This window comes from Paraburkholderia caffeinilytica (assembly GCF_046030355.1).
Lineage (GTDB): Bacteria > Pseudomonadota > Gammaproteobacteria > Burkholderiales > Burkholderiaceae > Paraburkholderia > Paraburkholderia caffeinilytica_B.
Window position 1 is genome coordinate 178,922 of record NZ_JAQQCQ010000011.1, and the last position, 24,027, is coordinate 202,948.

The 24,027-nt window shown below is 60.1% G+C and carries 21 protein-coding genes; 14 read left to right on the forward strand and 7 right to left on the reverse strand.

Translation table 11 applies throughout. The annotated features are described in order from the left end of the window. Positions 1-56 precede the first annotated feature (56 nt). The 6 genes from acnA to PQQ95_RS18585 all read right to left on the reverse strand — a co-directional run bounded on the left by acnA (position 57) and on the right by PQQ95_RS18585 (position 8,576). Positions 57-2,774 (reverse strand): aconitate hydratase AcnA, encoded by a 2,718-nt coding sequence (gene acnA, locus PQQ95_RS18560; protein WP_408438977.1) that lies wholly within the window; start codon positions 2,772-2,774, stop codon positions 57-59. 40 nt (positions 2,775-2,814) lie between these two features. Continuing rightward, complete coding sequence (locus PQQ95_RS18565; RefSeq protein WP_408438978.1) at positions 2,815-4,266, reverse strand: bifunctional 2-methylcitrate dehydratase/aconitate hydratase; 1,452 nt, start codon at positions 4,264-4,266, stop codon at positions 2,815-2,817. Between the two features lie 24 nt (positions 4,267-4,290). After that, positions 4,291-4,797 carry a hypothetical protein gene (locus PQQ95_RS18570; RefSeq protein ID WP_408438980.1) on the reverse strand — a complete coding sequence of 169 codons (507 nt, stop codon included), beginning with the start codon at positions 4,795-4,797 and terminating at the stop codon, positions 4,291-4,293. A gap of 105 nt (positions 4,798-4,902) precedes the next feature. Beyond that, positions 4,903-6,090 (reverse strand): bifunctional 2-methylcitrate synthase/citrate synthase, encoded by a 1,188-nt coding sequence (prpC, locus tag PQQ95_RS18575; protein ID WP_408438981.1) that lies wholly within the window; start codon positions 6,088-6,090, stop codon positions 4,903-4,905. 172 nt (positions 6,091-6,262) lie between these two features. After that, positions 6,263-7,279 carry an HpcH/HpaI aldolase/citrate lyase family protein gene (locus PQQ95_RS18580; RefSeq protein ID WP_408438983.1) on the reverse strand — a complete coding sequence of 339 codons (1,017 nt, stop codon included), beginning with the start codon at positions 7,277-7,279 and terminating at the stop codon, positions 6,263-6,265. A 313-nt stretch (positions 7,280-7,592) separates the two neighbouring features. After that, positions 7,593-8,576 carry a malate dehydrogenase gene (locus PQQ95_RS18585; protein WP_169487260.1) on the reverse strand — a complete coding sequence of 328 codons (984 nt, stop codon included), beginning with the start codon at positions 8,574-8,576 and terminating at the stop codon, positions 7,593-7,595. Positions 8,577-9,080: 504 nt separating this feature from the next. Between PQQ95_RS18585 and PQQ95_RS18590 the strand changes: the two genes are divergently transcribed. The 10 genes from PQQ95_RS18590 (at position 9,081) to PQQ95_RS18635 (ending at position 18,083) form a co-directional block, all read left to right on the forward strand. Further along, positions 9,081-9,881 (forward strand): GntR family transcriptional regulator, encoded by an 801-nt coding sequence (locus PQQ95_RS18590; protein ID WP_408438985.1) that lies wholly within the window; start codon positions 9,081-9,083, stop codon positions 9,879-9,881. Between the two features lie 168 nt (positions 9,882-10,049). Beyond that, positions 10,050-10,466, forward strand: coding sequence for a succinate dehydrogenase, cytochrome b556 subunit (sdhC, locus tag PQQ95_RS18595; protein ID WP_054034790.1), 417 nt, complete (start codon positions 10,050-10,052; stop codon positions 10,464-10,466). Between the two features lie 4 nt (positions 10,467-10,470). Next, positions 10,471-10,839 (forward strand): succinate dehydrogenase, hydrophobic membrane anchor protein, encoded by a 369-nt coding sequence (gene sdhD, locus PQQ95_RS18600; protein ID WP_054034791.1) that lies wholly within the window; start codon positions 10,471-10,473, stop codon positions 10,837-10,839. Positions 10,840-10,843: 4 nt separating this feature from the next. Beyond that, positions 10,844-12,619 carry a succinate dehydrogenase flavoprotein subunit gene (gene sdhA / locus PQQ95_RS18605; RefSeq protein ID WP_175049724.1) on the forward strand — a complete coding sequence of 592 codons (1,776 nt, stop codon included), beginning with the start codon at positions 10,844-10,846 and terminating at the stop codon, positions 12,617-12,619. 24 nt (positions 12,620-12,643) lie between these two features. Continuing rightward, positions 12,644-13,348, forward strand: coding sequence for a succinate dehydrogenase iron-sulfur subunit (locus tag PQQ95_RS18610; RefSeq protein WP_054034792.1), 705 nt, complete (start codon positions 12,644-12,646; stop codon positions 13,346-13,348). A gap of 84 nt (positions 13,349-13,432) precedes the next feature. After that, complete coding sequence (locus PQQ95_RS18615) at positions 13,433-13,708, forward strand: FAD assembly factor SdhE (protein WP_169487257.1); 276 nt, start codon at positions 13,433-13,435, stop codon at positions 13,706-13,708. Between the two features lie 83 nt (positions 13,709-13,791). Next, on the forward strand, positions 13,792-15,093 hold the full coding sequence (gene gltA / locus PQQ95_RS18620; RefSeq protein WP_028196113.1) for a citrate synthase: 1,302 nt from the start codon (positions 13,792-13,794) through the stop codon (positions 15,091-15,093). A gap of 280 nt (positions 15,094-15,373) precedes the next feature. Further along, positions 15,374-16,480 (forward strand): S-(hydroxymethyl)glutathione dehydrogenase/class III alcohol dehydrogenase, encoded by a 1,107-nt coding sequence (locus PQQ95_RS18625; protein ID WP_408438988.1) that lies wholly within the window; start codon positions 15,374-15,376, stop codon positions 16,478-16,480. Positions 16,481-16,549: 69 nt separating this feature from the next. Continuing rightward, positions 16,550-17,425 carry an S-formylglutathione hydrolase gene (gene fghA, locus PQQ95_RS18630; RefSeq protein WP_408438991.1) on the forward strand — a complete coding sequence of 292 codons (876 nt, stop codon included), beginning with the start codon at positions 16,550-16,552 and terminating at the stop codon, positions 17,423-17,425. Positions 17,426-17,474: 49 nt separating this feature from the next. Then, a complete protein-coding gene (locus tag PQQ95_RS18635; protein ID WP_408438994.1) occupies positions 17,475-18,083 on the forward strand; it encodes a glutathione S-transferase family protein in 609 nt (202 codons plus the stop codon). A gap of 26 nt (positions 18,084-18,109) precedes the next feature. Here PQQ95_RS18635 and PQQ95_RS18640 read toward each other — a convergent pair whose 3' ends face one another. Next, positions 18,110-19,156 (reverse strand): GlxA family transcriptional regulator, encoded by a 1,047-nt coding sequence (locus PQQ95_RS18640; RefSeq protein WP_408438997.1) that lies wholly within the window; start codon positions 19,154-19,156, stop codon positions 18,110-18,112. A gap of 338 nt (positions 19,157-19,494) precedes the next feature. Here PQQ95_RS18640 and PQQ95_RS18645 point away from each other — a divergent pair, with 338 nt between their 5' ends. The 4 genes from PQQ95_RS18645 to PQQ95_RS18660 all read left to right on the forward strand — a co-directional run bounded on the left by PQQ95_RS18645 (position 19,495) and on the right by PQQ95_RS18660 (position 23,976). After that, a complete protein-coding gene (locus PQQ95_RS18645) occupies positions 19,495-20,418 on the forward strand; it encodes a LysR family transcriptional regulator (RefSeq protein ID WP_408438999.1) in 924 nt (307 codons plus the stop codon). Positions 20,419-20,842: 424 nt separating this feature from the next. After that, positions 20,843-21,841, forward strand: a complete 999-nt coding sequence (locus PQQ95_RS18650) for a PDR/VanB family oxidoreductase (protein ID WP_408439000.1) — start codon at positions 20,843-20,845, stop codon at positions 21,839-21,841. Positions 21,842-21,881: 40 nt separating this feature from the next. After that, positions 21,882-22,964: an aromatic ring-hydroxylating dioxygenase subunit alpha gene (locus tag PQQ95_RS18655; RefSeq protein WP_408439002.1), complete on the forward strand. Its 1,083-nt coding sequence runs from the start codon at positions 21,882-21,884 to the stop codon at positions 22,962-22,964. Between the two features lie 16 nt (positions 22,965-22,980). After that, positions 22,981-23,976: a xylose isomerase gene (locus tag PQQ95_RS18660; RefSeq protein ID WP_408439005.1), complete on the forward strand. Its 996-nt coding sequence runs from the start codon at positions 22,981-22,983 to the stop codon at positions 23,974-23,976. Positions 23,977-24,027: the final 51 nt, after the last annotated feature.

Sequence of the window (24,027 nt, forward strand, 5' to 3'; positions counted from 1 at the left end):
ACAGGACGCAGCCCCTGCAAAACAGCTCGCAGTTACTGCATGCGTAAGCGAATACCTTAAGCAGCCAGCAGCGAACGCAACACGAACGGCAGAATCCCGCCGTGCTTGTAGTAGTCGACTTCGATCGGCGTGTCGATACGCAGCAGCACCGGCACGCGCTTCTCCTTGCCGTCCTTACCGCGAATCACCAGCGTCACTTCCTGTTGCGGCTTGAAGTCGTCGCCCAGGCCTTCCACGTCGAACGTTTCTTCGCCGGTAATACCGAGCGATTGCACGCTGTCCGAGCCCTTGAACTGCAGCGGCAGCACGCCCATGCCGACCAGGTTCGAACGGTGAATCCGCTCGAAGCTGCGTGCGACCACGGCCTTCACGCCCAGCAGTTGCGTACCCTTCGCAGCCCAGTCACGCGACGAGCCCGTGCCGTACTCTTCGCCCGCGAACACGATGGTCGGCGTACCTGCATCGATGTACTTCATCGCTGCGTCATAGATCGACTCTTGTTCGCCGCTCGGCTGATGAATCGTCAGGCCGCCTTCCACGCGCGTGCCGTCTGCCTTTGCCGGGATCATCAGGTTCTTGATCCGGACGTTCGCGAACGTGCCGCGCATCATCACGTCGTGGTTGCCGCGGCGCGAGCCGTAGCTGTTGAAGTCGGCCTTCTGCACGCCGTTTGCCTTCAACCACTTGCCTGCCGGCGAGTCTTCCTTGATCGAGCCTGCCGGGCTGATGTGGTCGGTCGTGACCGAGTCACCGAAGATGCCCAGTGCGCGTGCATTCTTGACAGCGGGGATGCTGTCAGCCGGCGTCATCGAGAAGTCCTTGCCGAAGAACGGCGGCTCAGCGATGTAGGTCGACTTCGGCCAGTCGTAGACTTGACCTTCTTCGCCTTCGATCTTGCTCCACAGGTCGCCCTTCTTGGTCAGCGCCGAGTAGTTCTTGCGGAACGCGTCTGCGTCCAGTGCGAACTTGAGCAGGTCGTTGACTTCTTCGCTGGTCGGCCAGATGTCGCCCAGGTAGATGTCCTTGCCGCCCTTGCCCTTGCCGACCGGTTCGGTCATCAGGTCGCGCGTGATGTTACCGGCGATGGCGTAAGCGACGACCAGCGGCGGCGAAGCCAGGAAGTTGGCGCGGATGTTCGGGTGAATACGCGCTTCGAAGTTACGATTGCCCGACAGCACCGCTGCAGCGACGATGTCGTTCTTCGTGATCGCTTCGTTCAGTTCCGGCGTCAGATCGCCCGCGTTGCCGATACAGGTCGTGCAACCGTAAGCGGCCAGCGTGAAACCGAGCTTATCGAGGTACTTCATCAAGTCGGTCTTCGTCAGGTATTCCGTGACGATGCGCGATCCCGGCGCCAGCGACGTCTTGATGTGCGGAGCGACCGTCAGGCCGGCTTCAACCGCCTTCTTCGCCAGCAGACCCGCAGCCAGCAGCACGCTCGGATTCGACGTGTTCGTGCACGACGTGATCGCGGCGATCAGGATGTCGCCGTTCTTCACGTCGACGCCGTTGCTCGTCGTGTATTGCGCGTCCAGATCGGCTTCCTTCTTCGCAAAGCCGTTTTCTGCCACCGGCTTCGAGAACAGGTCGCTGAAGGTCGACTTCACGTGACCGATTTCGATACGGTCTTGCGGGCGCTTCGGACCTGCCAGCGACGGCGTGACCGTGCCGAGATCCAGCGTGACGACCTTGGTGTAGTCGATCTGGCCAGCCTTCGGAATACCGAACAGGCCTTGCGCCTTGAAGTAGTTTTCGAAGGCGGAGATTTCCGCGTCGGTGCGGCCCGTGCCCTTGAAGTAGTCGATGGTTTTTTCGTCGACCGGGAAGAAGCCCATGGTTGCGCCGTATTCCGGCGCCATGTTGCCGATCGTTGCGCGGTCCGGCAGCGACAGCGACTTCGTGCCTTCGCCGAAGAACTCGACGAACTTGCCGACAACCTTTTCCTTACGCAGCAGTTCGGTGACGGTCAGGACCAGGTCGGTCGCCGTCAGGCCTTCGCGCAGCTTGCCCTTCAGTTCGACGCCCACCACGTCCGGCGTCAGGAAGTACACCGGCTGGCCGAGCATGCCGGCTTCAGCTTCGATACCGCCCACGCCCCAGCCCACCACGCCGATACCGTTGATCATGGTGGTGTGGCTGTCGGTGCCGACCAGCGAATCCGGGTAGTACACGGTGTCCGCGCCTTCGGCCTTCTTGTGCACGCCGCGTGCGAGGTATTCCAGGTTCACCTGGTGAACGATACCCACGCCCGGCGGCACGACCTTGAACGTGTCGAATGCCTGCATGCCCCACTTCATGAACTGGTAGCGCTCGTTGTTGCGCTGGAATTCCAGTTTCATGTTCAGATCGAGCGCGTTCTTTTCGCGGAAGTGATCGATCTGCACCGAGTGATCGACGACCAGATCGACCGGGACCAGCGGTTCGATCGACTTCGGATCCTTGCCCATGTGTTTCGCGACACCGCGCATGGCAGCGATGTCGGCGAGCAGCGGCACGCCGGTAAAGTCTTGCAGCACGACGCGCGACACGACGAACGGGATTTCGTCGACGCGTGCAGCGGTCGGCTTCCAGTTCGCGAGTTGCTCGATGTGTTCTTCGGCGATCTTCTTGCCGTCGTAGTTACGCAGCACCGATTCCAGCACGATACGGATCGAAACCGGCAGGCGGTCGATCTTGATGTTCAGTGCCTTGCCGAGTTGCGGCAGGGAGTAGAACTTGCCTTTGCCGGAACCGCTGTCGAATTCCTTGAGCGTTTTGTGGAGGTTGTGGGCCATGGTGTTTTCCTTGGTTTGATCGCGGAACTACAGTACTTAACTAGATGACGTACAAATCGACGTATTCATTGACCGGCATGGCTTCGAGCCTTGCCTGATCCAGCGACACGTCGAGAATCGCCAGTTGTTGCTTGACCGGAAAGCGGCGCGCGAGGTTGGTCTTGAACTTCTCGACCAGCAACGGAATCCCGTCTTCGCGACGACGCTTATGACCGATCGGGTATTCGACTACAACTTCGTCGAATGTCGATCCATCGTTGAATTCGACCGTCAGTGCATTGGCGATCGAACGCTTCTCCGGATCGTGGTAATCCTTCGTGAACTGCGCGTCTTCGACACATTCCATCCTGGCGCGCAGCACATCGAGCCGCGCGTCCTGCGCGATCGAATCTTCATAGTCCGCGGCCGTCAGGCGGCCGAAGATCAACGGCACGGCGATCATGTACTGAATGCAATGATCGCGGTCGGCCGGATTGTTCAGGGGGCCTTTCTTGTCGATGATGCGGATCGCGGCTTCGTGAGTGCGAATCGTGATCTTCCTGATGTCTTCCACGCGCTTGCCTGCTGCGTTGAGTTGCGCATGCAGCGTCATGGCCGCTTCCACCGCCGTCTGCGCGTGGAACTCAGCCGGGAACGAGATCTTGAACAGCACGTTTTCCATCACGTACGAGCCGTAGGGGCGCTGGAACCGGAACGCGTTGCCCTTGAACAGCACGTCATAAAAGCCCCACGTTTTCGCCGTCAGCACCGACGGATACCCCATCTCGCCGGTCTTCGCGATCAGCGCGAGCCGCACGGCGCGCGAGGTCGCATCGCCTGCGGCCCATGACTTGCGCGAACCGGTATTCGGCGCGTGACGGTACGTGCGCAGCGCATGCCCATCGACAAACGCCTGCGAAACCGCATTGATCAACTCGTCGCGCGTCAATCCGATCAACTGGCCGACCACGGCGGTGGAAGCCAGCTTCACCAGCAACACATGATCGAGCCCGACCTTGTTGAACGAGTTTTCGAGCGCGATACAGCCTTGAATTTCGTGCGCCTTGATCATGCCGATCAACACGTCTTTCATCGTCAGCGGCTTCTTGCCCGCTGCGATGGCACTGCGCGAAAGCCAGTCGGCCGTCGCCAGAATCCCGCCGAGGTTGTCCGACGGATGGCCCCATTCCGCTGCGAGCCACGTGTCGTTGAAGTCCAGCCAACGGATCATCGCGCCGATGTTGAAGGCGGCCTGAACCGGGTCCAGCTGGAACGACGTGCCCGGCACCTTCGCGCCGTTGGGGACGATCGTGCCCGGCACGATCGGTCCCATCAGCTTGGTGCAGGCGGGGTAGGTGAGTGCCTCGAGTCCGCAACCGAGCGTGTCGATCAGGCAGTTACGCGCGGTGTCCAGCGCGAGCGTGCTGTCGATCGGGAATTCCAGTACGTAGTCGACGATATCGACCAGGACTGAGTCCGGGTCAGGTCGCACGTTGGAAATCGGAGCGGACATCGGGCGCTTTCCTGATGTAACGGATTAGTTGGTCTTGTTGATCGCGTTCGATTGCGTCGGAGCCGGTGCGCCCTGGATCATGGCTGCCGTCTTGCATTCGTCGGCCAGACGCGAGCTGTCCTTATCCGAGAACAACATGGCCTTGGTCGGGATCACGACCAGGTCCATACCCGTTGCAGCGTCGTGGAAGCGGTCTGCGCCCGTGGTGGTCGCTTCGCGCGGCAGATTGTAGTTTTTGTTCGCCCAGTGAACAGTGACGATCTGGTCACGCTTCATGTCGCCCTTCAGGTCGAATGCCAGACCTTCGTTGCACGACCACTTTTCCGAGCCTTCTGGCACCGGATCAACCTTCGCTTCCTTGGCCGGATTCGGTTTGCGCTTGATCAGGCGCTTCGGTTGCGGGCGCTTTGCCACAGCCTTTGCAGCCGGCTTCGTGGCGGTGGTCGCCGTTTGTGCGGCGGCGTCCGTCGCAACGGTCAGCATCGTCGTGGACAAAGCGCCGATTACGGCGGCGATCAACAGCTTATTCATGGAGGAGAACCTTTCTATCTAGTTTCAGTTGAACAGTACGCGGGGTACCGGTCCTGGCAACCGCGAGGGTTGAACTGCACGCGCTTTGAAAGCGCACAGCGACCGCTATTTTCTCCTATTTAGCGGCACGTACTTCAAATTCTCAGGACCGGTGTAATTCGCGCTCGGCCGAATGATCTTGTTGTCGATCCGTTGCTCGATGATGTGCGCGCTCCAGCCTGCCGTGCGGGCGATCACGAACAGCGGCGTGAACATCGCCGTCGGCACGCCCATCATGTGATACGAGACCGCGCTGAACCAGTCGAGATTCGGGAACATCTTCTTCGCGTCCGCCATCACCGACTCCAGACGTTCGGCGATATTGAACAGCTTGCTGTTACCCGCTTCCTTCGACAGCTTCTTCGCGACTTCCTTGATGACCTTGTTGCGCGGGTCCGAAATCGTGTACACCGGGTGACCGAAACCGATCACCACTTCCTTGTTCTCGACGCGGCGGCGGATATCGGCCTCGGCCTCATCCGGCGTCTGGTAGCGCGACTGGATCTCGAACGCGACTTCATTGGCGCCGCCGTGCTTCGGACCGCGCAATGCGCCGATCGCGCCGGTAATTGCCGAGTAGATATCCGATCCCGTGCCGGCGATCACGCGGCCGGTGAACGTCGACGCGTTGAATTCATGCTCGGCGTACAGGTTCAGCGACACATGCATCGCGTCGACCCATGCTTTGGACGGTTCCACGCCGTGCAGCAGATGCAGGAAGTGGCCGCCGATCGAATCGTCATCGGTTTCGACTTCGATGCGCTTGCCGTTGTGCGAATAGTGGTACCAGTACAGCAGCATCGAACCGAGCGAAGCCATCAGCTTGTCGGCGATGTCGCGTGCGCCCGGCAGGTTGTGGTCGTCTTTTTCGGGCAACACGGTGCCGAGCACCGACACGCCGGTGCGCATCACGTCCATCGGATGTGCGGCGGCCGGAATCCATTCCAGCGCGGCTTTCACGTTCGCGGGCAAGCCGCGCAGCGCCTTGAGCTTCGTCTTGTAGGCGGTCAGTTCGGCTTGCGTGGGCAGTTTTTCATGCACCAGCAGATAGGCGATTTCCTCGAATTCGCAGGCGCCGGCGATGTCGAGAATGTCGTAGCCGCGGTAGTGCAGATCGTTGCCGGTCTTGCCGACCGTGCACAGCGCCGTGTTGCCGGCGGTCACGCCGGACAGGGCCACGGATTTCTTCGGTTTGAAGCCACTTTTAGATTCGTTTTCGCCTTGTGCACCGGCGGTTTGCGTCGTCTCGCTCATCTCCCGCAATCTCCTTTGTGCCTGCTCATTGTGTCTGGTTGAACCGTGGCTTGAAACGCGCATTCTGCACCCGCCTGACGCTGCCACAGGCGCTGCCCCGATTCCATTGCACGGTGGCGCGCCTGAAGGCCGTCCAGCGCGACAGCGCCGGCTGCTGCATTGACCATCGTGCTCATGATGCGGCTTGCCCGTTAGCGCCCACTTTCGTGAAGAGCGGCGCGGCATCTTGCGGGACGGCGCGACCGGTGGATTGCGCGCGACGCAGCACGGACCAGTAATAGCGATAACTCGCCCGGTCGTGCAGCGTGTCGTGATGGCGCGTCGGTCCCCACTGTGCGGACTGCGCGGCCAGCAGGATTTCTGTGGCGGTGACGATTTCTTCGTCGCGCGGGGCAAACGCGGCCACGATCGCTTCGATCTGTGCCGGGTGGATGCTCCACATACGCGTGTAGCCGAACTCGTTGCGGGCGCGGGCGGCGTCGTTCGCCACCACGCTCATGTCGCGCACCTCGGTGCTGACGTTATGCGACGGCACCTTGCCATACGCATGGCAGGCCGCCGAAATCTCGAGTTTTGCGCGCCGCACCAGCGGGTGATCGAACTGGCCGGGCGAACGCATGGCGGTATCGGGAATCGCGCCATCGTGCGCGGATACGAAGTCCATCAGGCCGAAGCTCAGCGCCTCGACGCCGGGGAGCGCGGCCAGCTCGAACACGCGCGTCAACGCGCCATGCGTTTCGACCAGCAGTTGCACCGGCACCGCCTGCGCAATGCCGAGCTCACGCCGCGTCGCTTCGATGAACGCGACCATTTCGGCGGCATCGGGGACGTTGCGGATTTTCGGCAGGGTGATGTAAGCGGGCGCTCGCTTTGCCGCACGCAGAATGAGGCGGACGTCGTCACGCCAGTGCGCGTGATCGAAGTCGTGGATCCGCACGCCGACGCGGCCGAAGCGGTCATGTTCGCCGCCCAGCAGCGACGCCACCAGCTCCGCGTGTTCGGCTTCGCGGCCCACCTGCGCGCCGTCTTCACAATCGAGCGTGATGTCGAACACCGGGCCGAGTTGCTGCTGCAATGCCAGTGATTTCAGCATCAGCTTTTCGCTGCCGGCGTAGTGATCGCAGGCAGGCAGCACAGCGGGCGGCACTTCGCCGTCAAACAGCACTTCGGCGGGTGTGAGGGCGCGCATCTTCGGCGTCAGGATTCTGGGTGGTCGGGTGGGTGAATCGGATTCGGACGCGTTCTGTTCGGCGATCAGGCCGCCATGATACAAAGCGCGTTCGAATCAGAGGCGAATACTGGCACGACAAATTGCTGAATGAACCGCAAAGTGGACGTCGTACCGGCATTCGCACGTAAAAAACCGGAACCCGCGCGATAAAGCCTGAGTGTGCCTCAGACCTGCCGCTTCGCGCCAAGGCCCCAAGGGGACTTCCCGCGGAGCGGAAAACTTGGGGCAACGCGGCGTTTTCTCACGAGTTCCGGTTCGTCTGCATCAGGGTTTAGCCGAGCAGGTGTTGAACGCCTTCGCGTTCTTCGAGCAGCTCGTTCAGCGTGCCGTCCATCTTTTCGCGCGAGAACGCGTCGATTTCCAGGCCTTCAACGCGCTTGTACTCGCCGTTTTCGCAGGTAACCGGCACACCGTAGATGATGTCTTCCGGAATGCCATACGAACCGTCCGACGGGATACCCATGGTGACCCACTTGCCGTTCGTGCCGAGCACCCAGTCACGCACGTGGTCGATTGCAGCGTTAGCCGCCGACGCTGCCGACGACAGGCCGCGTGCTTCGATGATCGCCGCGCCGCGCTTGCCGACGGTCGGGATGAACGTGTTGCGGTTCCATTCTTCGTCGTTGATCAGCTTGGTCAGGTCTTGACCTTCGGCCGTGGCAACGCGGAAGTCCGGGTACATGGTCGGCGAGTGGTTGCCCCACACAGCCAGCTTTTCGATCGAAGCGACCGGCTTGCCCGACTTGGCGGCCAGTTGCGACAGCGCGCGGTTGTGGTCGAGGCGCAGCATGGCGGTGAAGTTCTTCTTCGGCAGATCCGGTGCCGACTTCATCGCGATGTAAGCATTCGTGTTGGCCGGGTTGCCGACCACCAGCACCTTCACGTCGCGGCTGGCGACTTCGTTCAGCGCCTTGCCTTGAACCGTGAAGATTTCGGCGTTGGCCGACAGCAGGTCTTTACGCTCCATGCCTTTCGAACGCGGACGTGCACCGACCAGCAGGGCGACGTCTGCATCCTTGAATGCAACCTTGGGGTCGTCGGTGATCACGACGCCCGACAGCAGCGGGAATGCGCAATCATCCAGTTCCATCACGACGCCTTTGACGGCGCCTTGCGCTTGCGGCAGGTCGAGCAGTTGCAGGATAACCGGTTGATCCTTGCCGAGCAGGTCGCCATTGGCGATGCGGAACAGCAGGGAGTAAGCGATTTGACCTGCGGCGCCGGTGACGGCAACGCGCTTTGCGGGCTTAGCCATTGAGAAATCTCCAGGACGATGCGTTAGACGCTAGGGAAAACGCCATTCTATATGCGCGTTCAGCGAAGCGTTGTGAAACACGGCGGAATTCACTGTTCGCGTACGGCCTCGGAATGTGCCGAGGCTGTGCGGCGCGCTGCGGCAAGACCGCCATGCCGGAAACCTGTACTGCTGAGCGCGGGTGGGACATGTTGGCACCGGAGTAGCCACTGCACGGTGCGGGCTCCTGCAAACAGCGCGTTTCGGCAAGCGTCTGACCAGCGAATGGCGGCGAATCGAAACCTGGACTGCGTGGGAACAGCATGGTGCAGCGTGGCTGCCGGTGCGTTGCGGCGTGTATCGCGTAGTGCAAAACAGTCGTCAAAAAACCCGCAAACCCTTGCTCGACAAGGAGTGTAGGAGCCGTCAGACACAAAGTCAACATTATCTTATGTCTTATATAAGACATATCTCTTGCTGGGAAAACCCTAGACGTGGCCCGGCCCTTTATGATGAAATGCGCGGATGACTTCGAACCAGGCGAACACCGCGAATCCGAACGGCCATGGGGCCGCGGGCGAGGGTGTATCCGCCGCCACGCCCGTGACGTCGCCTACTTTCAGCCCCTTGTATCAGCAGATCAAGGGCTTGATTACACAGAGCCTCGAAACCGGCGAATGGAAACCTGGCGAGATCATTCCTAGTGAAGTCGAATTGGCGGCCAGATACAAGGTCAGTCAGGGAACAGTGCGCAAAGCGATCGACGAGCTTGCCGCCGACAACCTGCTGGTGCGCCGCCAGGGCAAGGGTACGTTTGTTGCAACGCACAACGAAGACCGCGCCCAGTTTCGCTTCCTCAGATTACTGGCCGATGACGGCGCGGAACATCCGCACGTCAGCCGCCTGCTTGAATGCCGGCGCTTGCGCGCTTCGGCCGACATTGCCCGGCAACTCGATCTGAAACCCGCCGATCCGGTGGTGCTGATCAAGCGCTTGCTGCAGTTCGACGGCGAAGTCACCGTACTCGACGAAATCTGGTTGCCCGGCGCGGTGTTTCGCGGGCTCACGCTCGAGCGGCTGTCGGAGTATAAAGGTCCCCTCTACGCGATGTTCGAGACGGAATTCGGCACTCGCATGATCCGCGCAACGGAGAAGATCCGCGCGGTCGCGGCTGATCCGTCGGTCGCCGATCTGCTGCATGTGCCGGCGGGTTTTCCATTGCTTTCAGTCGAACGGGTGTCCTATACATATGGAGACCGGCCGGTTGAGGTGCGCCGTGGTTGGTATGTCACAACCGGGTATTACTATCAGAACGACCTGAGCTGAATCGGGGCGAACTCAGGATGCAAAAAGGCGCTGTGTCCCACACGCGCGCCTGTTTGAAGGCGCCTTTATCGCGCACGCTGTAACGGACCTGTGGTGGTTTTCGCTGCAGCGCGATATAAAAAGGCGCTAAAATTGCGGATTAGTGTGACTACATAGTAGGGGTCTAGCATGGCTGAAGCCGTAAAAAAACCGAGGCCGGAATTCCGGAACATCGGTATCGGGCAGATTTTGACGGCATACCGTCTCCCGCTAGCGGGGCGAGTGTCGATCTTGCACCGCTTGAGCGGTGGTCTGCTTTTTGTTTTTCTTCCGTTCCTGCTGTACCTCTTTGATCAGAGCCTGACTTCCGAACTCAGTTTCGAAGTCTTCAAGGGCTTCCTCTCCAACATCATCGTCAAACTCATCACGCTCGTTCTCGCGTGGGCCTTCCTGTTTCACTTCTGCGCGGGTGTCCGTCACCTGTTCATGGACACGAGCCACGGCCTCACGACCAAAGAGAAGGGCAAGCAAACTTCCATCGTGGTGCTGGTCGTTTCGTCGCTTCTGACGATTGCTTTTGCGCTCAAACTCTTCGGAGCATTCTAAAAAAATGGCAGCTAATAACCGAATCGGTCCGAAGCGTCTCGTCGTCGGCGCACATTACGGTCTGCGCGACTGGCTTGCCCAGCGCATTACCGCCTGCATCATGGCCGTCTATACGGTGATCCTGCTCGCATGGTTCTTCGGCGCGCGCGATTTCTCGTACGACGGCTGGGCCTCGATCTTTGCAACGCAATGGATGAAGCTCGCCACGTTTGTCACGCTGCTGTCGCTGTTCTATCACGCGTGGGTTGGTATCCGCGACATCTGGATGGACTATGTGAAGCCCGTTGGCACGCGCCTGTTTCTTCAGGCGCTGACGATCGTCTGGCTGCTCGCATGTGCGGGCTACGCTGCGCAGATTCTCTGGAGAGTGTAAAAGAATGGCTGCAATCAAGAATTCTCTGCCGCGTCGCAAGTTTGACGTGGTTATCGTCGGCGCAGGCGGCTCGGGGATGCGCGCTTCGCTGCAACTCGCGCGCGCCGGCCTGTCGGTTTGCGTGCTGTCCAAGGTGTTCCCGACGCGTTCGCACACGGTCGCGGCCCAAGGCGGCATCGGCGCCTCGCTCGGCAACATGAGCGAAGACAATTGGCACTATCACTTCTACGACACGATCAAGGGTTCCGACTGGCTCGGCGACCAGGACGCGATCGAGTTCATGTGCCGTGAAGCACCGAACGCCGTGTACGAGCTCGAACACTTCGGCATGCCGTTCGACCGCAACGCTGACGGCACGATTTACCAACGCCCGTTCGGCGGCCACACCGCCAACTACGGCGAAAAGCCGGTGCAACGCGCTTGCGCGGCCGCTGACCGTACCGGTCATGCGCTGCTGCACACGCTGTACCAGCAAAACGTGGCAGCCAAGACGCAGTTCTTCGTCGAATGGATGGCGCTGGATCTGATCCGCGACGCCGACGGCGACGTGCTCGGCGTGACCGCGCTGGAAATGGAAACCGGCGACGTTTATATCCTCGAAGGCAAGACCACGCTGTTCGCCACGGGCGGCGCGGGCCGGATCTTCGCGGCATCCACGAACGCGTTCATCAACACCGGTGACGGCCTGGGCATGGCGGCGCGCTCGGGTATCGCACTGCAAGACATGGAATTCTGGCAATTCCACCCCACCGGCGTGGCCGGCGCGGGCGTGCTGATTACCGAAGGCGTGCGCGGCGAAGGCGGCATTCTGCGGAACTCGAACGGCGAGCGTTTCATGGAACGCTACGCGCCGACGCTGAAGGATCTGGCGCCGCGCGACTTCGTTTCGCGTTCGATGGACCAGGAAATCAAGGAAGGCCGCGGCGTGGGTCCGAACAAGGACCACGTGCTGCTCGACCTGTCGCACATCGGCGCCGAGACGATCATGAAGCGTCTGCCGTCGATCCGCGAAATCGCGATGAAGTTCGCCAACGTCGATTGCATTAAAGAGCCGATTCCGGTTGTCCCGACCATCCACTATCAGATGGGTGGTATCCCGACGAACATCAACGGCCAGGTCGTTGGCACGTCGCGGGATCACAAGGAAGTCGTCAACGGTTTCTACGCAGTGGGCGAATGCTCGTGCGTGTCGGTGCACGGCGCAAACCGTCTCGGCACGAACTCGCTGCTCGACCTGGTGGTGTTCGGCCGCGCGGCCGGCAACCACATCGTCAAGCACGTGAAGGACATCAAGGAACACAAGCCGCTGCCGGCCGACGCAGGCGACTTCTCGCTGGCTCGCCTGAACAAGCTGGACAAGTCCACGTCGGGCGAATACTCGCAGACCGTCGCGGCCGACATCCGTTCCACGATGCAGGCGCACGCCGGCGTGTTCCGCACGTCGAAGCTGCTGGCCGAAGGCGTCGAGCGGATTCGCGAAGTGGCCGACCGTGTCGACAACATCTACCTGAAAGACAAGTCGAAGGTGTTCAACACGGCACGTATCGAGGCGCTGGAAGTGGAGAACCTGATCGAAGTGGCCCGCGCCACGATGGTCTCCGCAGACGCGCGCAAGGAAAGCCGCGGCGCGCACGCGCAAAACGATTTCGAACATCGCGACGATGAAAACTGGCTGCGCCATACGCTGTGGTTCAGCGAAGGCGATCGCCTCGACTACAAGCCGGTTCAAATGCAACCGCTGACCGTCGAATCGGTGCCGCCGAAAGCGCGTACCTTCTAAGGCACAAGTCAAAGGAATTCAGAAATGGCCAAGCGTACATTTGAAATTTACCGCTACGATCCGGACAAGGACGCGGCGCCGCGCATGCAAACGTACGAGATCGAAATCGACTCGCACGAACGCATGCTGCTCGACGCGCTGCTCAAGCTGAAAGCGATGGACGAAACGTTGTCGTTCCGCCGTTCGTGCCGCGAAGGCGTGTGCGGTTCGGACGCGATGAACATCAACGGCAAGAACGGTCTGGCCTGCCTGCAGAACATGAATGATCTGCCGCAGAAGATCGTGCTGCGTCCGCTGCCGGGTCTGCCCGTGGTGCGTGACCTGATCTGCGACTTCACGCAGTTCTTCAACCAGTATCACTCGATCAAGCCGTACCTGATCAACGATACGCCGCCGCCGGAAAAGGAACGTCTGCAGTCGCCGGAAGAACGCGACGAACTCGATGGCCTCTACGAATGTATCCTGTGCGCTAGCTGCTCCACGTCGTGCCCGAGCTTCTGGTGGAATCCGGACAAGTTCGTCGGCCCGGCTGGCCTGTTGCAAGCCTACCGTTTCATCGCGGATAGCCGCGACGAAGCGACGGGCGAGCGCCTCGACAACCTGGAAGATCCGTACCGTCTGTTCCGTTGCCATACGATCATGAATTGCGTCGACGTCTGCCCGAAGGGCTTGAACCCGACCAAGGCGATTGGCAAGATCAAGGAATTGATGGTTCGTCGCGCGGTTTGATATGAAAAGCCCCACGCTCCCTATCGTTTGCAGCCCTCCGCGGGGGCGGTCAGTACGCTTGGGGGCGGCCCGGGGCATACCGACATGAACACCGAAACATCGCATCAGTCCGACCCTCTCCGCCGCGCGCGCCTTCGCTGGCGTGCGCGGCGGGGCCTGCTGGAAAACGATCTGATTTTTGAACGTTTTTTCAGCCGATATGAGCATGACCTCAGCGATGCCGATGTAGGTGCGCTCACGCGCCTGCTCGAGCTGAGCGATAACGACCTGATGGACTTGCTGCTTGTGCGCAAGGAACCTGAAGGCGACCTTGCCGACCCGGACGTGATCCGGGTGCTGGAGCTGCTGCGCAACGCTTGAGCGTCTTGAGCGCCGCTTGTCCGTTGTTCCCAGGCGTGCAAATTATCGAAACCCTGTTTCCATACTTCGATTGAGGATGTGCTATGACCCCGTCAGATGTTAAAGCCACGCTATCGTTCAGCGACAATTCGCCGAGCGTTGAAATGCCGATTTACAAGGGCACTCTCGGCCCGGACGTGATCGACATCCGCAAACTGTACGGCCAGACCGGCAAGTTCACGTACGACCCGGGCTTTATGTCGACGGCGGCGTGCAATTCGGCGATCACGTATATCGACGGCGACAAGGGCGAGCTGCTGTACCGCGGCTACCCGATCGACAACCTCGCGCAAAACGCCGACTTCCTCGAAACCTGCTACTTGTTGCTGAAGGGCGAACTGCCGAATGCGCAGCAGAAGGACGAGTTCGTCAACACCGTCACGAAGCACACGATGGTGCACGAGCAGATGCACTTCTTCTTCCGTGGCTTCCGTCGCGACGCGCACCCGATGGCGATTCTGGTCGCAGCAGTCGGCGCGCTGTCGGCGTTCTATCACGACTCGCTCGACATCAACAATCCGCGTCACCGCGAAGTGTCGGCCATTCGCATGATCGCGAAGCTGCCGACGCTCGTCGCGATGGCGTACAAGTACAGCATCGGCCAGCCGTTTGCGTACCCGAAGAACGACCTGTCGTACAGCGCGAACTTCATGCACATGATGTTCTCGAACCCGTGCGAAGAGTACAAGGTCAACGACGTGCTGGTGCGCGCGCTGGACCGTATCCTGATCCTGCATGCTGACCACGAACAGAATGCGTCGACCTCGACGGTTCGTCTGGCCGGTTCGTCGGGCGCTAACCCGTTCGCGTGTATCGCAGCCGGTATCGCTTGTCTGTGGGGCCCGGCGCACGGTGGTGCGAACGAAGCCGCACTGAACATGCTGGAAGAAATCGGCTCGGTCGACAACATTCCTGAGTTCATCAAGCAGGTGAAGGACAAGAACTCGGGCGTGAAGCTGATGGGCTTCGGTCACCGCGTCTATAAGAACTACGATCCGCGTGCGAAGCTGATGCGCGAAACCTGCCACGAAGTGCTGGAAGAGCTGGGCCTGCACGACGACCCGCTGTTCAAGCTGGCCATGGCGCTGGAAAAGATCGCACTGGAAGACGAATACTTCGTGTCGCGCAAGCTGTACCCGAACGTCGACTTCTATTCGGGCATCGTGCAGCGCGCGCTGGGCATCCCGACGTCGATGTTCACGTGTATCTTCGCGATGGCACGTACGGTCGGCTGGATTGCACAGTGGAACGAAATGATTGCCGATCCGGAACAGAAGATTGGTCGTCCGCGTCAGCTGTTCATCGGCGACACGCAACGTGAAGCGAAGCCGATCGCGCAACGTTAATCGGGTTTGAGTCTGCGTGGTTCGTGGTGTTGTGACTGCTGCGAACCAGTGTGGAATCGGCTGATAAGAAACGCCCCAACGGGTTTGTCGTTGGGGCGTTTTTGTTTGCGGCGGGAGTGCCGCATTAGGGCTTGGCGCCGCTTGGCAGTGGTGTTTCGAGTTCTCGCTGCATCTCGGACAAGTTATCCCGGATTTCTGCCAGATTCTGCGCATGCGCATTTCACTATTCTCGTGATCCGCATACCTTGTCCATACACACAGGAGATGCAGGAAACGCACGATGAAAACCAAAGCAGCAATCGCATGGAAAGCCGGTGCGCCGTTGACGATCGAAGAAGTGGATCTGGAAGGCCCGCGCGCGGGTGAAGTGCTGATCGAAGTGAAGGCGACGGGTATCTGCCACACCGACTACTACACGCTCTCAGGCGCCGATCCCGAAGGCATCTTCCCGGCGATTCTCGGCCACGAAGGTGCGGGCGTGATCGTCGATATCGGTCCCGGCGTGGGCACGTTGAAGAAGGGCGATCACGTGATTCCGCTCTACACGCCGGAATGCCGGCAGTGCAAATTCTGTCTGTCGCGCAAGACCAATCTTTGTCAGGCGATCCGGTCGACACAAGGCAAGGGGCTGATGCCTGACGCGACGTCGCGGTTCTCGCTGGATGGCAAGCCGCTGTTTCACTACATGGGTACGTCCACGTTTTCGAATTACATCGTCGTGCCGGAAATCGCGGTGGCGAAGGTGCGCGAAGACGCGCCATTCGACAAGATCTGCTACATCGGTTGCGGCGTGACGACGGGCGTCGGTGCTGTCGTGTATTCGGCGAAGGTCGAGGCGGGGGCGAACGTGGTGGTGTTTGGTCTCGGCGGTATCGGGCTGAATGTGATCCAGGGCGCGAAGATGGTCGGCGCGGACAAGATCATTGGCGTCGATCTGAACCCGGGTCGCATCGAGCTGGCGAAGAAATTCGGCATGACCCACTTCATCAACCCGAACGAGGTCGGGAACGTGGTCGACCACATCGTGCAACTCACCGACGGCGGCGCGGACTATTCGTTCGAATGTATCGGCAACACGAAGGTGATGCGTCAGGCGCTGGAGTGTACGCACAAGGGCTGGGGCCAGTCGTTCATCATCGGCGTGGCGGCAGCGGGCGAGGAGATCAGCACGCGACCGTTCCAACTGGTGACGGGTCGCGAGTGGAAGGGCTCGGCATTCGGCGGCGCACGCGGGCGCACGGACGTGCCGAAGATCGTCGACTGGTACATGGAAGGCAAGATCAATATCGACGATCTGATCACGCACCGTCTACCGCTCGAACGCATCAACGAGGGCTTCGATCTGATGAAGAAGGGCGAGTCGATCCGCTCGGTCGTGCTGTACTGATGCAGCATTAATACGCCACTAATGCTGCACTCATGCACCACTGACCCGGCACAGAAAGGAGCATCGCGAATGCCTGAACTCTTGTCCTCGCATGCCTGCTATGGCGGCGAGCAGCGGATCTACCGGCATGACTCGCAGACCGTCGGTCTGCCAATGCGCTTCTCGGTGTATCTGCCGCCGCAAGCCTTGCAGGCCAATGCGAACGTGCCCGCGCTGTTTTATCTCGCGGGCCTGACCTGCACGGAGGAAACCTTTCCGGTCAAGGCAGGGGCGCAGCGCTTCGCAGCGCAATATGGCATTGCGCTCATCGCACCGGACACGAGCCCGCGCGGCGCGGGCGTGCCGGGCGAAAGCGCCGCGTGGGACTTCGGCGTAGGCGCGGGCTTTTACGTCGACGCGACGCAGCAACCGTGGGCGACGCACTACCGGATGTACTCGTACGTGCGTGATGAACTGCGCGAAACGGTGCTTGCGAATCTGCCGGTGGACGGCGCGCGCCTGGGCATCTTCGGGCATTCGATGGGCGGTCATGGCGCGTTGATGCTGGCGCTGCGCAACCCGGAGATCTACCGGTCGGTGTCGGCGTTCGCGCCGATCGCCGCGCCTTCACAGTGCCCGTGGGGCGTGAAGGCGTTCAGCGGCTATCTGGGCGAAGACCGTGAAGCGTGGAAGCAGTACGACGCGAGCGAGCTGGTCGCCCACGCACCACGCAAGTTCAAGGAAGGGATTCTGGTCGATCAGGGGCTGGCGGATCAGTTCCTCGCCGAGCAGCTGAACCCGGATGTATTCGAAGCGGCGTGCAAGGCTGCGGGACAACCGATGACCTTACGCCGTCATGCGGGTTACGACCACGGCTACTACTTCATCTCGACGTTCATCGAGGATCATCTCGCGCATCACGCAGGTGTACTGAACGGGGGTGAATCACCGATATGTCGCTTCTGATTTGCCGTAATGAGGCGCCGAACAATAGACCGGTTTAAAGGAGACAAAGATGATCAAGCTTTACGATTTCGAGTTATCCGGCAGCTGCTACAAGATCCGTCTGTTCATGAACATTCTGGGCCTCGAGTATCAGGCGCAGAAGATTGACTTCGTGAACAAGGAACACAAGACGGAAAAATACACGGCATTGAATCCATTTGGCGAGATCCCGATCTTCGAAGATGACGAGTTGCGTTTGCGTGATGCGCAGGCCATCCTGATCTATCTCGCGAAGCAATACGACAGCAGCAAGCAGTGGTTTCCGGACGACGCGGCATCGATGGGAAAGATCGCCCAGTGGCTTTCAACGGGCGGTGGAGAAATCATGAATGCGGCGGGAGCGCGCCTCGTGAAGATCCTCGACTACCCACTGGATCTCGGCAAGCTGCAGGCGGGCGCACATCGCGTCTTCAAGATCATGGACGCGCATCTGGCGACACGCCAGTGGCTGGAGCTCGACCGTCCGACGATTGCCGACATCGCATGTTTCCCCTATACGGCAATGGCCGGCGAGGGAGGCATCGATCTCACGGGCTACCCAAACATTCTGAGCTGGATCGAGCGCGTCAAGCGTCTGCCACGCTTTATTCCCATGCCAGGTATTTCCGCCCCTCAATAAGCATCCGTTTGAGGCATGCGGGTTCTCTAACCGTTCACACCCGAAGACCGCTCCTCGCGTTCTTCAGGTGTGTGGCTAGCGAGTGTCGAGCCAAAGCGTGACCGATATGCTTGGGGTGACACGTTCAGCCACTTGAGAAACGCCTTGCGCATCGGTTCGTAGCTTCGAAAGCCGACTTGCATGGCGATTGTCTTGATGGGCAGCGTACCGTCTTCAAGTGCGCGTCGAGCTGCTTCTACGCGTGCCTGTTCGACGAACACCATTGGCGACATGCCGGTTTCGCGCTGAAACACACGCGCAAAATTGCGTGGACTTGTCACCATAAACTGCGCCATGTCAGCAACGGAGATGCGCTTGTCGAGATTGGCGAACACCCAGTCTTGCAGACCGCGTATGCCCGGATGCTGGCTCTGCTGGCTCGACAAATGAACGCTGAACTGCGATTGACCGCCAGGGCGCTTCAGATAGACCACGAGATCGCGGGCGACTTCCAGTGCGAGATTCCGGCCAAAGTCCTCTTCAACCAGCGCAAGCGCGAGATCAATGCCGGCTGTCACGCCCGCTGAGGTCCACAATTTATCTTCCCGCACGAAGATGCAGTCGGGGTCGACAATGACAGCCGGATGCCGCGTGCCAAGGAGCGGTGCCAGCGCCCAGTGGGTGGTGGCGCGTTTGCCGTCCAGAAGGCCGGCGGCGGCGAGGAAGAATGCTCCAGAGCAGAGCGCGACTGTGCGCACGAGCTGGTGGGACGCAGCCCTGACCCATTCGACGATCTCGGGTGCTGCGGCAAGAGCATCTTCAATCTCGCGGGCACCGACGATGATGGCCGTATGAGGTAGAGCGCCCAGGTCGAGCGTCTTCGTTGCACAGAGCGACATGTGGGTGTCAGAGCGTATTTCACCTGCGTGTACTGCCGATACGCGCACGTCATAGCGGCCGCTCAAGCCTAGACGCTCAAGGTGGTGGTTGGCATAGTTGAAGACGCTCATCGGGCCGATGGCCTCGAGTGCCTTGAATCCTTCGTAGACAACGATGTCGACTGAAATGACCCCTTTGCCCGGTAAATTTGTCATGCTTAGGTTTATATCAGTAGTCCGTTCGATTGCCGGACCAAGGTTTGCGTAACGGAGGATTGTATCGATTGTCTCGGGTGCACAGCGGCGGCAAACGGTTCATCTTTGGCGTTCCGGAACGGGCGATACGTCTGGTCATCCGGATCGGACGCCAGCGCCCTGATATTAGTGCAAAAAGATGCGCCGAAGCGGTCTGCCAAAAAAGTCACGATGCAACCCGCGACTATCCTGATCTCCGTCCCGAATCGTTAACCCGACGTCGACGCTGAATCATCGCATTCCTGGGTCAGCGGTCTTTCCCTATGTTGCACTGCGTGCGCTTCTGCTAGCATCGGCGCGTGAATATCCATGCCAAATCCATTCGCTATTTCGACGTGATCTGCCGCTCGGGGTCGATCCGCGAAGCTGCGCGCCGGCTGCATGTCGATGGCTCGGCGGTCAACCGGCAACTGCTCAATCTGGAAGAGGAAATCGGCGTGGCATTGTTCGAACGCTTGCCGGGCGGGTTGCGTCTGACGGAGGCAGGCCGGATTTTCTCGCACCATGTCGTCACCGTGCTGCAGGATGAGCAGCGGGCGCTCGCCGAGTTGGAGCAGTTGCAGGGCGTGGAGCGTGGCGAAGTCCGCGTCGCCGCCGCGGAGAGTCTGAATGCCGATTTCCTGCCCGCTGTGCTCGAAGCCATGTTGCGGCGGTATCCGAAGGTGCGTATCCACACGTTTATGCTCGGCTCGGAATCGATTGCCCACCAGGTGTCGTCGGGAGAGGTCGATGTTGGCGCGGCGTTCGCAATGCAGCAAGGCGCCGATCTAACCTGTGTCGGCAGCGGCATTTTCCGTCTCGGCGCGATCATGGCGCCGGATCATCCACTTGCGGCCCGCAAAGAGGTGACATTCGACGACTGCGCGGATTTCCCGCTTGTCATGGCCAATCCGGATTTCGCGGTGCATTCGCTCCTGTTGCCGCTGATGCAGAAAGCGGCAAAACCCGTGCAACCGGTCGTGTACACCGGATCGATCGAGCTGATGCGTCAACTGGCCATGCGTGGGCTAGGTATCGCGTTTCAGACGCGTATTGGCCTCAACGCGCTTTGTGCGGACCGGCGGCTTGCCTATGTGCCGCTGTGCGAATCAGAAAATGTCGCTGCGCATCTGGGCTTCTATGTCCGGTCAGCGCGTGCTTTACCGCCAGCGGTGACTGCGCTCATTGCCATCATGAACGAGCAGCTCGGCCGCCTGCAGCGCGAGGAAGTGGGTACGTCCTGAGTCTGCTGCTGCAAAACTTGCAGCGGTGCGCTGTAAATTTCCCGCTTCGCGTGACGCAACGCCGTCCCTATACTCGAATCACAACGACGAAATCAGGGAAGAGGCGATGTCTCGCTTGACTGTCCAATCCGCGCGGAAAGAAGATTTGCGGCTTCACGCGATGCCCCGCATCCCGCTGCAATGGCGGAGAAAACATGCCCCCGCGCCGATCTGCTATCGAAATGCAAAACGTACGGCTCCTCCGCTTTAATTCCCCGCAATGACGTGACGCGCCAGCCGCGCGCGTGATTCATCGTGCGCAATCGCAATCGCAATCGCAATTGGCGCAGCGCACGACGACCTCAATTCCAGCCGTTGCATCTTGAGAACGCCGCTTCCCAAAGCGGCGCCGGGGAGCGGCTGTGTCCGAGCATGAGAGGAACACATGACACCATCTGACTGGCCACTGGAACTCGTGGTGGCCGATACCGTCGCGCTTACCGCGGAGATCAGATCGCTGAGGTTGAAGGCGATCGACGGCGGTCCACTACCCGCATTCTCGGCCGGCGCGCACCTCACGTTTCAGGTCGATCTCGGCGGCGGCGCCACGTTGCCGGGTGCGATGGAAACGTCGAGACCCGGCGAGCGCTGCTATTCGCTCGTTAACAGCACCGACCAGTCGGACTATTACGAAATCGCGGTCAAGCTGGAGACGGCCGGAAGTGGCGGATCGCGTTTCATGCATGCGCTAAGGCCGGGCGATCGGATTCGCACGACGCTGCCAAAGAATGACTTCCCACTGCATCATGATCCGCACGAAGCCATATTGATCGCGGGGGGCATCGGCATTACGCCGATCCTTTCGATGACGGCGGAGCTCGGCAAGCGGAGCGCTGCATTCCGCTTGCACTACGCGTCACGCAGCCCGGAGACGATGGCGTACCGAGCCCGTATCACCCAGCTATGCGGTGAAAGAGGGCACCTGTACTTCGACTATGGCGACCCCTCGCAAGGCATGCCGCTAGCCGAGGTCATTGGGCAGCCGGCAATGAATCGCCACCTTTATGTATGTGGTCCACGTCCGCTGCTTGACGCGGTCATCGCTACTGCGCGTGCTTTGCAATGGCCACCCAGCCACGTTCATTTCGAGTTGTTCGGCGCACCCGTCGCACAAACGGGCAATCGCCCGTGCCGGGTCGTGCTCCAACGCAGTGGTCTGACGCTCGACGTGCCGGCGGGAAAAAGCATTCTCGACGCGATGATCGACGCAGGGACCGATCCACTGTTCGATTGCCGGCGAGGCGAGTGCAGCGTGTGTGCGGTACGCGTGTTGAGCGGCACACCGGAGCACCGTGACTACGCGCTGTCCGATGACGACCGCGAGCACCTGATGTGCGTGTGCGTTTCAAGAGCCCAGGAAGGTGAACTGGTGCTGGACGCCTGACGGTGTGCCCCGCGAGATTCCACAAGATAAAGGAGACACGATGAGTACGTTTGTCAAAAATGCCTGGTATGTCGCCGCCTGGAGCAGCGAAGTGGGGCGGCAATTGCTGTCACGCACGATTCTTGGCGAGCAGGTGGTGCTGTACCGGCGCGAAGACGGCACACCGGCCGCCCTCGTCGATCGTTGCCCGCACAAGCTGGCGCCGCTTTCGCTGGGTGAACTAAAGGGCGATCACGTGCAATGCGGCTATCACGGCATGACGTTCGACTGTTCGGGTGTTTGCGTGCGAGTGCCCGGCCAGCAGAACATTCCACCCACCGCGCGAGTCCGGTCCTTTCCTTTGATAGAAAAGTACAACGCGGTCTGGATCTGGATGGGCGATCCGGCGTTGGCCGATAGCGGCGCCATTGTCGACATTCCGCACTATGGCGACGCGGACTGGGGGCTGGTCGACGGTCAGTACCTTCACTTCAAGTCCAACTACCTGAACATCACCGACAACCTCGTCGATCCTGCGCATACGAGCTATGTGCACAAGAAGACGATTGGCAGCGCCGCCGGCGAGAACGTCGGCGTCAAGGTGGAACAGGGCGATTCGCACGTGCTTGCCTACCGCTGGATCCATAGCGCACCGCCGGTGCCGCTCGTCGAACGGATGGCGAATTTCAGGGGTGCGGTGGATCGTTGGCAGTACTACTACCTGCATCTTCCCTCTACGTCATACGTCGATTTCGGCAGCATCGACACGGGTACCGAGCCGACCGAGGCCAACAAGGATCGCGGTTTCCGCTCGTTCAGTTTCAATTTTCTGACGCCCGAAACGGAATCGACAACGCACTATTTCTGGCTGCATGTACGCAACTATCACCCGCACGATGCGCAGGTTTCGGAGGACGTCGTACGCCTCATGACGCTCACTTTCGATGAGGACGCCGTGTTGCTGGCCTATGTCCAGCGTGAGCAGGAACGCACGGGCGTGCGCGAGTACACGCGACTCGGCATCGACAACGCGCCGGCACGAATCCGCAAGATGATCGAGCGCCTCCAGTCAAAAGAAACCCTGTCCTTGCCCGTGCATGTGCTACGCGCGGCATCGGACGAAACCCAGTCGTCTACGTCGTAACTATTAGGAGTTCGAGATGAAATTTTCGATTGGCTGTAACGGCCGGGGCGTGCAGCATACGCGGCCGGTATCGGTGGACGAGCAGTTCCGCATGCTGAAGGAATCGGGCGTATTCGATCACTTCGACCGCATGCCGCAACCCGGTCAGGAAAGTGAGTATCTGCGCGCGGCCGACCGGCACGGCATTCCAATTCGCACGGGTCTGTGGTCGTACACCGCCGGCCGTGACGAGGCCGCGCTGGAAAAGAATTTGCGCCTGTGTAAAGACGCGGGCGGCGAATTTCACAACATCATGCTGTACACCCGGCATGCAAAGGGGCACGTGGTGACCGATCAGGAGATCGTCGATTTCTACCTGCATGCCTACGCGTTGAGTCAAAAGATCGGGATTGCCATTGGTTTTGAAGTGCATATCTACATGTGGTCGGAAGACCTTCGGCGCATCACACCGGTAGCCCGGCAGGTTCAGCAGCGTGGCGTGCCGTTTAACTTCGTGCTCGATCATAGTCACGTGTTGTTGAAGGTGGACAACGCGGAGGAACAGGACGTCAGTGGGATTCGCGAAGACGTGGAATCGGGGCGCTTCGTCATCGACCCCTATGAAGCCGGCAATGTGCTCGACGAATGGATCGGCATGAACATGACACATTGGCTGCAGATTCGGCCAGTGTCGCCGAACGGTCCGAAGAATCCATGGGAAATGAAGGACGGCGGCACCTACGGCCGAGCCTGCCAGTATCCATTTTTCAAACCAGCGCCGGGCGAGTGGCATCTGCCGTGGAATGCCTATCGCGTCGAGCCTTGCAAGGACGTCGTACGCCGTGTGTTGCGGCATCACCGCGATACCCCGGATAGTCCGCTGCGTTACATCACCACCGACATGATCGATATGCCCGACTACGGCGGCGGTGTGAAGTACTCGCTGTTCGAGCAGAACGTAGCGATTGCCGAGTGGTTCCGTCACACCTGGGAGGAAATCAAGGCAGAGAAGTCAGCCATCGCTCGCGTTTAGCCGCATTGCAATAAAAAGAGGGCGTCCATGAGGCGCCTGCGGAAACCGGCA